The following is a 13,239-nucleotide window of genomic DNA, read 5'->3' on the forward strand; positions in this document are numbered from 1 at the left end:
CCGTCCAACACCCCCCCCCGCGCCCCCCCCCGCCGCGCCCTGCGCGGCGCGACGCCGCGGGGGGCGCCCCCGCCTCGGCCGGCGCTCTTGCTGGCCGAGGGCCGGCCGCTGCTGTGGCTGCGGCCGGACCGCGCGCAAGCGCAATGCCTGCAGCCGGCGGAGCAATTGCGCGAGCTGTGCCGGCAAGACGCGCCCGCGCTGCACGCTCAAGCCGCCGGCGCCAGCGCCGGCGTCATCACCCAGCCGCTGCCGGCGCTGCTGTGGCAGTTGGCGATCTGGAGCAGCCAGGGCCGGCTGCCGGCCGGCATCGGCGCGGACACTCCGCTGCGGCTGAGGCAGTGGCCCAACCTGACCCGGCTGGCGGCGCTGCCGGACGCGACGCGACTGAGCGCGCTGCTGACCAAGACGCCGGCCACGCTGCGCATCATCATCCGGCTGCTGCGCGTCGATCCCGAACACGCCTGCACCTTCCTCTCCGCGGCCCACGCGCTGGGCCTGCTGGACTGGAACAGCGACGCGCCGCCCCTGAAAGTGATCTCCAGCGCGCCGGTGCGCCCCGACGCCGTCGCGCCCGAACGCGCCGGCCTCCTGTCCCGACTCTTGCAAAAAGTGACCCGTTTGTGAGCCTCACGACCTTCCATCATGCGCAGCCCAGATAACAAAATCCTCTTCGCGGGCCCGGTGGGCGCGGGCAAGACCACCGCCATCGCCGCCATCAGCGACATCGCCCCGATCCGCACCGACGCCAAGGCCAGCGACATGACCTTGCATCGCAAGGACCACACCACGGTGGCGCTGGACTACGGCATGTTGCGCCTGGACGCCGACACCAAGATCCACCTCTACGGCACTCCCGGCCAGGAGCGTTTCGACTTCATGTGGGACATCGTCAGCCGCGGCAGCATCGGCCTGATCCTGCTGCTGGACCACAGCCGCGCCAATCCGCTGCAAGACCTCGGCTTCTTCCTGCGCGCCTTCGAGCCGCTGCTGCGTCGCGCGCCGCTGGCGCTGGGCGTCAGCAAGACCGACCTCGCGCCGCTGTCCGCCACCGCCGTCTACGCCGACGCCCTGGCCGCCCGCGGGCTGAGCGCGCCGGTGTTCGAAGTGGACTGCCGCCGCCGCGAAGACATCAAACAGCTGCTGCTGGCGCTGCTGTACTCGATAGACCCTGGCCTGGGAGAACCGCAATGAACGAAGAACTGCGTCTGAGCGGGCCGCTTTATCCAATGGCCACGCCGGCCGGCGCCTTTTACGCCGTCGCCGGCGCGGAGGCCGACCTGACCCGCCGTCTGCTGCTCAACATCCTGCGGCTGGGCCATGCGGTGCCGCTTAGCGAACCCTTGCTCAGCGAATGGTGCGACGACGAACTGGAACAAGCGCTGGCCACCCTTTACCGCTTGCAACGGCTGGAATTCGTCCACGGCACCGCCGAGCCGCGGCCGGCCGCCGCCGGCAACCTGGAAAGCCAGTTGCCGGAGCTGCTGGCGGCGCTGTCCGGCAGCGGCCAGGCGCTGCTGGCCGACGACAACGGCCTCTATTACGCCACCGCGGGCTTCCGCCACGAAACCGCCGAGGAAATCGCCGCGCTGGCCGGCGACCTTATGTCCTTGAGCCGCCGGCATCACCTGCTGCTCAAAAACCACCTCAACCTGGGCAGCGCCGCCTGGGCCTCGGTGGATCCGGCCGGCCGCAGCCAGCTGGCCTTTTACCCCTTGCACGTGGCGCAGCAGGCCTTCGCGCTGATCATAGGTGGCGAACCGCGGCTGCAAAGCGAAGCCTTCGTCGGCCTGGTGGAGCTGCTGGTGCGCCGCTACGCCTGAACCCCGGCCGCGCGGCGGCCGGCGCATTGAACAATCCAGGAGAAACCCATGCGTGAACAAATGCTCAAATCCATTCTGAGCGACCTCAACGGCGCGTCCGCCGACATCGAAGCGTCCGCCATCATTTCCGCCGACGGCCTGACCATGGCGGCGCTGCTGCCGCAAGAGGTGGACGAGGACCGGGTCGGCGCGATGGCGGCGGCGATGCTCTCCCTGGGCGAGCGCACCGCGCGCGAACTGGCGCGCGGCGGCCTGGAACAGGTGATGGTCAAGGGAGAACACGGCTACATCCTGATGAGCCACGCCAGCCCTGACGCGGTGCTGACCGTGATCGCACGGCGCGAGGCCAAGCTGGGCCTGATTTTTCTGGACGCCAAGCGCGCGGCGCGCAGCATTGCCGAGATCCTCTAAATCAACGGCTCAATGTCTGCTGCGCGTAGGCGGGCTAGCCGGGCAAAGGCCTTGAAAGCCGCTTCGGAAACGCCCATTCCCCCTTGCGCGTTCCGCCTTCTCGGCGGTTTCGCCTGGTCTCGCCCCGGTGCGCGAGGCTTTGAACTCGCTCCGGCAAACCGGCCTATACTTGGCGGCGTCTGGCCGGCACAATAGGGTTTTGCTTTTATGCCAGACCCGCTCCATGTGGAAAACCATACTCGCCATCTCCGTTGGCGCCGCGCTGGGGGCGCTGCTGCGCTGGGCGCTGGGCGTCAAGCTCAACAGCCTGTGGCCCAGCCTGCCGCCGGGCACCCTGGCCGCCAATCTGGTCGGCGGCTACATCATCGGCCTCGCCGTCGCCTTCTTCGCCAGCGCGCCGGGCGTGTCACCGCTATGGCGGCTGCTGGTGATCACCGGCTTCTGCGGCGGCCTGACCACCTTCTCCACCTTCTCCGCCGAAGTCGTCTCCCTGCTGCAGCAACAGCGGCTGCTGCCGGCGCTGACCGCCGTCGCCGTCCATGTCTGCGGTTCGCTGCTGGCCACCCTCGCCGGCATCGCCAGCTGGCAGTGGCTGCGCGCGCTCAAGAGCTGAACGCCGTCCAAGAACGCGCTTAGCCGTTCACACCGCCAGGCTTCGCGGCGGGGAGCGCGGCATGCGGATACGACACGGCAACGCTTGCAGACCGTACCCGCCGTGCCGCGCCGTGGATCCTACACCGCGCTAATGCGTCGCCCCGCCGGTTTCCACGATGTCCGTCGTCGCCGTCAACGCCGTTTCCAGGGCCAGCCTCAGGCCGGCGACTATCGTCTCCAAGCTCATGCTGGCCGCGCCGGGATGCGCGGCGGCCTGCTCCGGCAGATACGGGATGTGAATGAAGCCGCCGCGCGCGGGCGTTCCGGCCAAGGCGTGCATCAGGCCGTAGAACACATGGTTGCAGACAAAGGTGCCGGCGCTCTGCGACACCGCCGCCGGAATGCCCGCCGCGCGCAGCGCCGCCGCCTGGGCCTTGATCGGCAAGGTGCTGAAATAGGCGGCCGGCCCGCCCGGCACCACCGGCCTATCTATCGGCCGCCGCCCGGCGTTGTCCGCGATGCGGGCGTCGTCGACATTGATCGCCACCCGCTCAAGCGAAAGCTCGGGCCGCCCGCCCGCCTGCCCCACCGCCACGATCAGCGCCGGCCCCAGCGCGGCCATCTCCTCGCGCAACACGGCCAAGGCCTCGCCGAACACGCAGGGCAGCCGCCGCGCCGCCACCGCCGCGCCCGCCAGCGTCTCGCCGTCCAGCCGGCGCACGGCCTCCCACGACGGGTTCACGCTCTCGCCGCCAAACGGTTCGAAGCCCGTCAACAAAATGGTCTTGCTCATTCGCACTCCCCCTCTTCCAAAGCCAGCAGGGCGAAAGTCCCCAGCCAATGCTCGCCGGTGTAATGGCCGCTGACCACGTGCGGCAGGCCGGCGTCCAGATGCGCCCGCGCGCTTTGATTCAGCAGAGGCCTCCAAGCGTCATCCGGCGGCAAGGCGGCCGTCAACTGGCGCAAACACCAGGCGCGGCTCAAATTCAGGCCGATGAGGTGACCGATCTTGGGGTCCGAACCGTCGCTGACCCGGACCGGGCTCAGCAAGGCAGCGCCGCGCGGCAAATCCGGCGCGAAGGCGCGCAGCCAGTCGCGGAACGCCTCGGCCGACAATAGCCGGCCAAGCAGCAAGGCCTGACACAGGCAGGGCGACAGAAAGTCGTCGCCGCTCGGTTCCAGCCGCGTCGGATAGTCCGCATCGGCCAGGAAGTAACGCCGGGCGGCCGCCTCCAGCGCCTGCGCCAGCTCGGCATCGGCGGCGGCGCGGGCGTAGTCCAGGCTCAGCAGCAAGGCGAAGGCGGTGTTGGCGTGCCCGCCGCCGCGGATCGGGTAATCCTGCAAAGACAGAAACCTCAGCCAGCGCTGGCGGATCAAGGCCAATAACGGCTGCATCGCCGCCCGCCATGACCCGGCTTGCGGCAGATCCCAGGCCTCGAGCTCCTGCGCCAGGGCCAGCAGCCAGGCCCAGCCATAGGGCCGCTCGAAGCTGGCGCGGCCCGGCGCGGCGAAATAGTCCGCCTCCGCCTGGAAAGCCTGCGGCGTAAAATGGCCGGCGAACAGGGCGGCGATCTCGGCCTGCTCCGGCAAGGCCGGGAAACGGCGAGCCAGCCGCGCCAGCAGCCAGAAGCCGTGCACGGCGGAGTGCCAGTCGTAGCAGCCGTAGAACACCGGGTGCAAATCGCGCGGCGCGCGCGCGTCCTCCGGCCCGTTCAGCAGATGGCTCAGCAGATTCGGATATTCCCGAACCAGGCCGGCCAGCGGCAGCGCCGCCAGCTTGGATGCTTGTTGCGGATTCATGCGGTCTCCTCAACGGAACACGATGAAATACATCAAGAGGATATTCACGCCCAGCAAAGCCAGCGCGGTGGGAATCTGGGTCTTGATCACCAGATATCGGTCCTTCAGCTCCAGCAAGGCCGCCGGCACGATATTGAAATTGGCCGCCATCGGCGTCATCAGCGTGCCGCAATAGCCGGAGTACATGCCTATCGCCACCAGCGGCGCCGCGTCGGCGTGATGGCCGACGATCAGGAAAGGCAGCGCGATGCCGGCGGTCATCACCGGGAAAGCCGCGAAGGCGTTGCCCATGATCATGGTGAACAGGGCCATGCCGATACAGTAGATCGCCACCAGCAGAAAACGATTGCCCGGATCCACGAACAAGCTCACCGCTTCCTGCACCGCTTGGCCGGTCTTGGCGGCGACGAACACCCCGCCCAGCATCGCCAGCATCTGCGGCAGAATGGCGGCCCAGCCGATGGCGTCCACCAGACGGCGCGATTCCCGCACCGCCTGCAGCGGCGTTCCGCCGGTCAGCCTCCAGCCCAGCAGCACCGCGCAAACGCAGGCCACCGCCAAGGCGGCCAGGGTCAGATGCTTCTGATCCAGCAAGGCGAGACCGCCTATCCCCACGCCCTTCAGCGCCAAGGTGCAGGCCACGGTCAGCAAGGGAATCAGCAAGGCGGGCAGGAAGATCTTGTTGCCCAGACGCTGGGCGGCGTCCTGCCGCTGCCGATCGCTTCTTTGGCTATAACTGCCCGGAGCCAGCAGGCCGGCGCCGGCCAATAGCGCCAGCGCGACAACAACGAGTCCCACCAGGCGGTAGGTCATCGCCTTGCCCAAGACGGCCGTCATCAAGTCCCCGAACAAAAAGGTGGCGCCGAACAAGAACCAGAACAACGCGGTGGTGTAACGCTTGGGGTTGCCGCGGTCGCGCAGCGTCATGCCCACCAGGAGCATCACCACGATGCCGATCAGATAATAAACGTCATTGATGCTGAACCATGCATTCATGCCGCGGCCTCCTGTTTCGCGCGCCAGGCGGCGATATCGCCTTGCAGGCTGGCGTCAAGCCGCGCCAAGCGCGCCATATGGATGATCAGCGCGCTGATGGCGGTGGGAATCGCCCACAGGCCGATGTGCAGCGGCTCGATATTGGCGATGCCGTTTTCCTTGAGGAAGGCGTCCATCAGCAAGACCGCGCCAAAGGCGATGAAGATGTCCTCGCCGAAAAATACGGCGATATTGTCGCAGGCGGCGGCATGGGCGCGGATGCGGTCGCGCAGCGCCTGAGGCAGTTCCCCCAGTTGATTGGCCGCGGCGCCTTCCGCCATCGGCGCCAGCAGGGGGCGCACGGTTTGGGCGTGGCCGCCCAGATTGATCAGGCCCAGCGCCGCGGTCAGCTCGCGCACCACGAAATACAGCATCAGGATGCGCGCGGTGGTGGCGCTCTTGATGCCGGCTATCCATTGCTGCGCGCGCTCTTTCAAACCGTAGCGCTCCAGCAGGCCGATCACCGGCAGGATCAGGATGAAGGTGGCCAATTGACGGCTATTGAGGAATTTCTCGCCGAAGGTTTCCAGCAGCGTCCCCAGGTCCATGCCGACCGCCAGGCCGGTGCTCAGACCGGCGGCGGTGACCACCAGCAGCGGATTGAAGCGCAAAGCGAAGCCCGCCACCACGACGGGAATGCCCACCAGGGGCAGATAGGATGCAAGATCCATGCAGTTTCTCCTTTGTATGATGGAAATGGCCGCCTGCGGACGGCTCTAGTTTCCGGCTAACGCTCACAAGGCGACGATGTTTACCCCCTCCTGTTCCAAGCGTTGGCGCAGCAGCCGCGCGAAGTGCAGCGCGTGCGCGCCGTCTCCGTGCAGGCAAACGCTGTCGGCGCGAAGCGCCAGCTCGCCGCCGTCCAGGCAGGCCACGCGACCGCGCAGCACCAAATCCAGCGTCTGACGCAAAGCCTGCTCCGCGTCTTCGATCACCGCGCCAGGCGTTCCACGCGGCGCCAGGCTGCCGTCGGCCAGATAGGCGCGGTCGGCGAACACCTCTTCCACCGCCTGCAAACCATGGCGCCGCGCCGCGCGGCCGGACTCGCCGCCGGCCAGGCCGACCAGCCTCAGCTCAGGATCCCAATCCCTCACCGCGCGGGCAACGGCGTCGGCCAGCGCCGGATCGCGCGCCGCCTGGTTGTACAGCGCGCCGTGCGGCTTGACGTGACGCAGCCGCGTTCCGGCGGCCTTGGCCATGGCCGCCAGCGCGCCCACCTGGTACAACACGTCCTGGTACACCCGCTCCGGCGCGCGCTGCATAGTCCGCCGGCCGAAATGTTCCCGGTCGGGAAAGCCGGGATGGGCGCCCAGCGCCACGCCTCGCCGCGCCGCCGCCTCCACCGCCAGCCACATCTGTTCGGCGTCGCCCGCGTGCCAGCCGCAGGCGATGTTCACCGAACTGACCTGATCCATGATCGCCGCGTCGTCGCCGCAGCCCTCGCCGATATCGGCGTTCAAATCGATCTGCATGCCTGACTCCAGTCCTGTCCCTGCAAGTACCCGCGCAGACGCGCGCGCGCCGTCGCCGCCTGCTGCGCGTCCACCATCTCGAAACGCAGCTTGGCGCCCGGCCGCGCCTGCGCCAGCTTCCACAAATCCGCCTCGATCACGCAGGCGATGCGCGGATAGCCGCCCGTCGCCTGCGCGTCCGCCAGCAACACGATGGGCTGGCCGCCCGGCGGCGCCTGCACCACGCCGGGCAGCACCCCGTGGGACGGCAAGTCCCCGTCGGCCTCGCGCGCCAGCGCGTCGCCCTGCAGGCGGTAGCCCATGCGATTGCTCTGCGAGCTCACCGTCCACTCGCCTTCGCTGAAGGCCTGCCGCGCCTCCCGGGCGAATTGCCGCCACTCCGGGCCCGGCAGCGCGCGCAGCGTCGGCGACCAAGCAAGATTGCGCCGTCCCAGCCGGCCGGACAGCGCCGCCGCCGGCCCCAGCGGCAAGCGGTCGCCCGCCTCCAGCGCCCGCCCCATCCAGCCGCCCAGACCGGCCTGCAGATCGGTGGCGCGCGCGCCCAAAGCCAGGGGCGCGTCGATGCCGCCGGCCAGGGCGAGATAGGCGCGCATGCCGTGGCGGCAGCCGCGCAGCAGCAGGCGCTGGCCCGCGCGCGCCGGATAACGCCAGCCGCTCCACACCGGCTCGCCGTCCAGTTCCGCGTCGAAATCCGCGCCCATCAAGGCGAACCAGCCGTCGCGCAGAAAGCGGACGCCAAACGGCCCCAGGGCCACCTCGATGCCGGCCGCATCCGCGGCATTGCCCAGCAGGCGGTTGGCCATGATCAAGGCCGGCGCGTCCAGCGCGCCGCTTTGCGCCACGCCGAGGTGGCGCAAGCCGCTCCGGCCCAGGTCCTGCACCGTGCTTTGAATGCCGGCCTGCGTGATTTCAATCATCTCCGCCCTCCTGCGGCACAAAGCGCACGCTGTCGCCCGGCAGCAGCAGGGACGGTTCCGCGCGCCGCGGATCGAATAATTTCAATGAGGTGCGGCCGATGATCTGCCAGCCGCCGGGGCTGGTCGCCGGATAGATACCGGTCTGGCCGCCGCCTATGCCCACCGAGCCGGCCGGCACCGCCAGCCGGGGCTCGGCGCGCCGCGGCGTGGCCAGGCGCTCGGGCAAGCCGCCCATATAGGCGAAGCCGGGCTGAAAGCCGAGGAAGTACACCACGTAGTCGGCCGCGGCATGAGCGGCGGCGACATCCTCCTCGCTCAAGCCCGCATGCGCCGCCACCGCGGCCAGGTCCGGACCGTGGCGGCCGCCGTAGCGCACCGGCACGTCCACCCGCCGCAAGCGCGGCTCGGCCTCTTGCGCCGCCGCCCAGCCGCGGCGCAAGCGCTCCAGCCAAGCCTCGCCGTCGTCGGCGTCCGGATCGAAAATCAAGGTGAGATTATTCATGCCGGGCACCACGTCGATCAGCCCGGCCGCGCCCGTCAGCGTCTGCGCCAGCCACCAGATGCGGCGCTGACACGCCAGATCGGCCGGCTTCGCGCTCTCCAGCACGGCGGCGCGTTCGCCCAGCAAGTAATAGCGCATTGGGTTCGATGCCAAACCATTCTCCATATGCAACCGTCCGCCTCGCGGCGCTCGAATTTATTATTTTGCAGACAAAACATCTATAAATTATTTGTATTTATTGGCGATGTCCAGCACAAATGACGTTTTGCTATACTGGCCGGCCAGCCACCTCGTCGCCAGGCCCGTCCATGAACGCTCAACGCAATATCGTCTCCTCATCGCATCTGGTTTCGGAGCGTTGCGCCGAACTGTCCGAGTTCGAATTCGGGCTGATCGTGGCCAACAACGCCTTCAACCGCTGGATGATCCGCTGCATGGCGGCCGCGGGAGAAACCGATATGACCGCGATGGAGGTGTCGCTGCTGCATCACGTCAACCACCGCGGCCGCAGCAAGAAACTGGCGGACATCTGCTTCGTGCTGAACATCGAAGACACGCACGTGGTGTCCTATGCGCTGAAGAAGCTGGTGAAGATGGGCTATGTCGGCAGCGAAAAGGTGGGCAAGGAGGCTTTGTTCGCCACCACCCAGGCCGGCGTGGAACTGTGCCAGCGCTACCGCGACGTCCGCGAGCAATGCCTGATCAACGCGCTGATAGACAACGGCGGCCAACAGGCCGATATCGGCGACAACGCCCAGTTGCTGCGCATGCTGGCCAGCTTGTACGACCAGGCCTCTCGCGACGCCGCCTCCATGTAAGAAGCGCTTCAAAGTCCGCGGCGCTTCAGCGATACGGCGTTGAAAACCCGTTCATAAGAGATCCGGCGCGGCGGCCGCGGACCAGCCCTCTTCCCCCTCTCTCGCCGCCGCTTCCCACCGGCGCGCGCACGCGCGCCGACCGCTCCCCGCCCGCCTTGCGCGCGCCGGCCGCCGCCATGGTCAAGCCAATAGCAAGCCCATGGAAATTAGGCTATTCATTTATTATCAAACTTTCTCATCTAAAATAAACATTCGATATAGTTGTCAAAAACATTGAATAATTTCGAATGGGATGATAAAAACGCCATACACCGGCACATAGACCGGTGAACTTCCGCCCGTCGGCGGGCGCGCCGCGACGGGCAGGCTCCGGACTCAAGCGCGGCGCCGGCTCGCCGCTCGGGCCGGAGAGGTCGGCGGCGGCGCTTGATGGGGACCATTAGCCGCATAGTTACCATATTCATCAGCCGGAACCGCCATGAGGTCGAATACCGCCAACCGACAGTTGCTCTTTGTCGTGCTGCCCTTCCTGCTCATTGTCGTCATGCAGGTGGCGCTAAGCGCGTTCAGCCTCTACGTGGTGTCCACCGCCCGCGCCTACGTGGCGGGGGAAGGCCTGTGGTCTAAAGCGCAGAAGGACTCCATCTACCACCTGACCCGCTACGCTCAAACCGGCTCCGACCACGACTTCCAACGCTATCGGCTGGCCATCTCCATCCAATTGGGCGACCACCGGGCGCGGCTGGCGCTGGACCGCAAGCCGCCGGATCTGGACACCGCGCGCCAAGGCTTTCTGGACGGCGGCAACCACCCCGACGACATCGAAAACATCATCCGCGCCTATCTGTGGTTTCACCACGTCAGCTATCTGGCCGAAGCCATCCGCTATTGGAAAATCGGCGATTACTACCTGCAGGAAATTCAGACCATAGGCGAGCAATTGCGCCAAGGTTACGCCGACGGCTCCTTGAGCCAGGACGACAAGGCCGCCCTCACCTCGCAGATCGCCGAGATCAACGAAGCGGTCAAGGCGCCGGCCCAGGGCTTTTCCCGCGTGCTGGGCAACGCCTCGCGCGAGGTGAGCCAGGCGGTCTGGCGCGTCAATCTGCTGGTGGGCCTGCTGCTGGTGCTGCTGACCATTTTGCAGATCCGCCGGCTGATCCAGGCCTCGGACAATTACAAGGCCGCCTTGCAGGCGGAGCAGCAACGCGCCGAGATCACCCTGCAATCGATAGGCGACGCGGTGATCACCCTCAATATGCAAGGCGCGGTGATCTATCTGAACCACAGCGCCAAGCGCATGCTCAGCCACCTGGAGACGGAAAGCCTGGGCCTGCATTTCGACGAATTGCTCAGCCTGATCAAACAGGGGCAGGACAAGGACAGCACGCTGAGCTTCGCCGAGCTCTGCCGGCTGGACGAAAGCAGCCGCACCTATCCCAAGCTGAACATGCTGCGCCACAACGCGATTCCGCTGCAGGTCAGCCTGGTGGCCGCGCCGATACGCGACCGCCGCGGCGAGCAATACGGCATCGTGCTGGTGCTGCACGACAACACCGCGGAACAGCAATACATCAACGAGTTGTCCTGGCAGGCCAGCCACGACGCGCTGACCGGCCTGCTCAACCGCCGGGAGTTCGAAACCCGCGCCATCAAGGCGATCAAGCAGCTGGGCCAGGCCGAGGCGTCGCTGGCGCTGATGTTCATCGATCTGGACCAGTTCAAGCTGATCAACGACACCTACGGCCACGCCGCCGGCGATGAACTGCTGTGCCAGATCAGCCGTTCGGTGGCGCGGCGGCTGCGCGCCTCGGACACGCTGGCGCGGCTGGGCGGCGACGAGTTCGGCGTCTTGCTCGGCAACAGCTCGGTGGAATCCGCCATCGCCAAGGCCAATAATCTGCGCCAGGCCATCATGGAATGCAGCTTCCAGTGGGAAGGCAACCAATTTTCCATCAGCGCCAGCATCGGCCTGGTCTGCGTGTCCGACGCCGACACCTCGCTGGCCGAGGTGATGCGGTCGGCCGACATCGCCTGCTATATGGCCAAGGAAAAAGGCCGCAACCGCATCCAGCTCCACATCCCGCACAATTCCGAAGTGTCGGCGCGCTTTCACGAAATGGACTGGGTGCAAAGGCTGCGCCAGGCGCTGCGCGACGACAGCTTCACCCTCTACGCCCAGGACATCGTCCCGCTGGCCGCCCATCCGGAACGCGGCCGCTATGTCGAAGTGCTGCTGCGCCTCAACGCCGACGACGGCAGCCAGGTGCCCCCCGGCTTGTTCGTGCCGATCGCGGAGCGCTACGGCCTGATGACCGAAATCGACCGCATCGTGGTGGAAAAAGTGTTTCAGGAGCTGGCCTTGCTGCGCCGCGCCGGCAATCAGGACATCCGGCATTGCGCGATCAATCTGTCCGGCTCCACCTTGTGCGACGACGGCTTCCTCGCCTTCGTGCAGCAGCAGTTCCAGCGCAGCGGCGTGCCGCCGGAGCTGATCTGTTTCGAGATCACCGAAACCAACGCCATCGCCAATCTGGAAGCCGCGCAACGGCTGATCCACGAGCTGCGCCGGATCGGCTGTCTGTTCTCCTTGGACGATTTCGGCACCGGCATGTCCTCCTTCGCCTACCTGAAGCATTTGCCGGTGGACTTCCTGAAAATCGACGGCAGCTTCGTCCGCGAGATGGCGACGGACCCGATAGACCACGCCATGGTGGAAATGATCAACCACATCGGCCACGTCACCGGCAAGCGCACCATCGCCGAATTCGTCGACACGCCCGAGATCGTGGCCGAATTGCGCAAACTGGGCGTGGACTACGCCCAGGGCTTCCACCTGAGCCGGCCGGAGCCCTTCGGCTTCCGCCACGCGCATGGAGACCGCCGAATGCGACAGCAATAGGCTACCGGCCTGGTCGTCAGGCCGGATCTGGGCGGCCGGGAGGCCGCCGCGTCTGGCCGGCTTGGCCCGGCTTTGCTTCTAAGGAAAGGGGACACCATGAGTAAAGAGATCGGTTTTGTCAGGAGCGGCCCGCTGATGGACCTCCACAGCTATCCGGAATGGACGCGGGAGCTGGTGCGCCATTGCGACGCCTTCAAACGCCAGGTGGTGGAACACGAGTTGTTCCGGCAAATGCGCGACGGCGTGCTGCCCGCCGCCATCCACCAGGCCTTTCTGCGCGGCGGCTGGCCGGTAATCGAACAGTTTCCGCAATACATGGCCAAAAACCTGCTGAAAGTGCGCTACGGCCAGCATCGCGGCCATGATATGGCGCGCCGCTACCTGATCCGCAACATCCGGGTGGAGCAGAACCACGCCGACCACTGGGTGCAATGGGCCGCGGCGTCCGGCGTGGACACGGACAGCCTGCTGCGCAACCCCCAGGCGCTGGAAACGCTGAGCCTCAGCCACTGGTGCCATCAGGTCTGCGAGCGCGAATCGCTGGAGGTGGCGATGGCGGCCACCAATTACGCCATCGAAGGCGCCACCGGAGAATGGTGCGCCGCCGTCTGCTCCAAGGAGGACTACGCTCGGCAGTTCCCCAAGGAAAAGCGCGCCAAGGCGATGAAATGGCTGGCGCTGCACGCGCATTACGACGACGAACACCCCTGGGAGGCGCTGGAAATCATCGTCACCCTGGTGGGCGAAAATCCAAGCGCGCAGCAAGTGGCCGAGTTGCGCCACGCCATCTGCCAAAGCCACCGCTACATGCGCCTGTTGCTGGATCATTATATGAGCCAGCCCGCGCCTGAGACTTGCGCGCGCGTCTGCGCCGAGCCGGCGCTGGCCTGAGGATCTGTTCAAGGCCTGGCAAGAGGCGCGCGCCTGCGCCGCATGGGCGTGCCGCCTAAAACAAACCGCCCCGCAAG

14 protein-coding genes and 1 pseudogene are annotated in these 13,239 nt (G+C 66.9%); 8 read left to right on the plus strand and 7 right to left on the minus strand.

What is annotated here, in order from left to right; all coding sequences use genetic code 11:
- The 5 genes and pseudogenes from NK214_RS10585 to crcB all read left to right on the plus strand — a co-directional run.
- A pseudogene (locus NK214_RS10585) lies at positions 1–624 on the plus strand (hypothetical protein); the annotation flags it as partial.
- Positions 625–642: 18 nt separating this feature from the next.
- Positions 643–1,191 carry an ATP/GTP-binding protein gene (locus tag NK214_RS10590; RefSeq protein WP_107799639.1) on the plus strand — a complete coding sequence of 183 codons (549 nt, stop codon included), beginning with the start codon at positions 643–645 and terminating at the stop codon, positions 1,189–1,191.
- On the plus strand, positions 1,188–1,820 hold the full coding sequence (locus NK214_RS10595) for a peptidase M23 (RefSeq protein WP_227107887.1): 633 nt from the start codon (positions 1,188–1,190) through the stop codon (positions 1,818–1,820). Before NK214_RS10590 ends, NK214_RS10595 begins: the two co-directional genes overlap by 4 nt.
- A gap of 48 nt (positions 1,821–1,868) precedes the next feature.
- On the plus strand, positions 1,869–2,231 hold the full coding sequence (locus NK214_RS10600; protein ID WP_048410238.1) for a roadblock/LC7 domain-containing protein: 363 nt from the start codon (positions 1,869–1,871) through the stop codon (positions 2,229–2,231).
- Positions 2,232–2,454: 223 nt separating this feature from the next.
- Positions 2,455–2,844 carry a fluoride efflux transporter CrcB gene (gene crcB, locus NK214_RS10605; RefSeq protein ID WP_107799641.1) on the plus strand — a complete coding sequence of 130 codons (390 nt, stop codon included), beginning with the start codon at positions 2,455–2,457 and terminating at the stop codon, positions 2,842–2,844.
- A 129-nt stretch (positions 2,845–2,973) separates the two neighbouring features.
- Here crcB and pcp read toward each other — a convergent pair whose 3' ends face one another.
- The 7 genes from pcp to pxpB all read right to left on the minus strand — a co-directional run bounded on the left by pcp (position 2,974) and on the right by pxpB (position 8,704).
- On the minus strand, positions 2,974–3,618 hold the full coding sequence (gene pcp / locus NK214_RS10610) for a pyroglutamyl-peptidase I (protein WP_253314437.1): 645 nt from the start codon (positions 3,616–3,618) through the stop codon (positions 2,974–2,976).
- Positions 3,615–4,625, minus strand: coding sequence for a DUF2891 domain-containing protein (locus NK214_RS10615; RefSeq protein WP_253314438.1), 1,011 nt, complete (start codon positions 4,623–4,625; stop codon positions 3,615–3,617). The genes pcp and NK214_RS10615 overlap by 4 nt, the downstream gene beginning before the upstream one ends.
- A 9-nt stretch (positions 4,626–4,634) precedes the next feature.
- Complete coding sequence (locus NK214_RS10620; RefSeq protein WP_107799644.1) at positions 4,635–5,621, minus strand: DUF979 domain-containing protein; 987 nt, start codon at positions 5,619–5,621, stop codon at positions 4,635–4,637.
- The gene (locus NK214_RS10625; RefSeq protein WP_107799645.1) at positions 5,618–6,331 is read right to left on the minus strand and encodes a DUF969 domain-containing protein; all 714 of its coding nucleotides are present in this window, start codon (positions 6,329–6,331) and stop codon (positions 5,618–5,620) included. Before NK214_RS10625 ends, NK214_RS10620 begins: the two co-directional genes overlap by 4 nt.
- A 63-nt stretch (positions 6,332–6,394) precedes the next feature.
- Positions 6,395–7,132, minus strand: coding sequence for a 5-oxoprolinase subunit PxpA (pxpA, locus tag NK214_RS10630; RefSeq protein ID WP_253314439.1), 738 nt, complete (start codon positions 7,130–7,132; stop codon positions 6,395–6,397).
- Positions 7,117–8,049: a biotin-dependent carboxyltransferase family protein gene (locus tag NK214_RS10635; RefSeq protein ID WP_253314440.1), complete on the minus strand. Its 933-nt coding sequence runs from the start codon at positions 8,047–8,049 to the stop codon at positions 7,117–7,119. The genes pxpA and NK214_RS10635 overlap by 16 nt, the downstream gene beginning before the upstream one ends.
- Complete coding sequence (gene pxpB / locus NK214_RS10640) at positions 8,042–8,704, minus strand: 5-oxoprolinase subunit PxpB (RefSeq protein ID WP_227107880.1); 663 nt, start codon at positions 8,702–8,704, stop codon at positions 8,042–8,044. The genes NK214_RS10635 and pxpB overlap by 8 nt, the downstream gene beginning before the upstream one ends.
- Before the next feature lie 155 nt (positions 8,705–8,859).
- On the opposite strand from pxpB, the gene NK214_RS10645 reads away from it, so the two are divergent.
- From NK214_RS10645 to NK214_RS10655, 3 genes are all read left to right on the plus strand, one after another.
- Positions 8,860–9,369, plus strand: a complete 510-nt coding sequence (locus tag NK214_RS10645) for a winged helix DNA-binding protein (protein WP_081546777.1) — start codon at positions 8,860–8,862, stop codon at positions 9,367–9,369.
- A 478-nt stretch (positions 9,370–9,847) separates the two neighbouring features.
- A complete protein-coding gene (locus NK214_RS10650; RefSeq protein ID WP_107799649.1) occupies positions 9,848–12,271 on the plus strand; it encodes a bifunctional diguanylate cyclase/phosphodiesterase in 2,424 nt (807 codons plus the stop codon).
- A gap of 96 nt (positions 12,272–12,367) precedes the next feature.
- The gene (locus tag NK214_RS10655; RefSeq protein WP_227107878.1) at positions 12,368–13,162 is read left to right on the plus strand and encodes a TenA family transcriptional regulator; all 795 of its coding nucleotides are present in this window, start codon (positions 12,368–12,370) and stop codon (positions 13,160–13,162) included.
- Positions 13,163–13,239: the final 77 nt, after the last annotated feature.

This window comes from Chromobacterium sp. S0633, from assembly GCF_024158805.1.
Classification (GTDB): domain Bacteria; phylum Pseudomonadota; class Gammaproteobacteria; order Burkholderiales; family Chromobacteriaceae; genus Chromobacterium.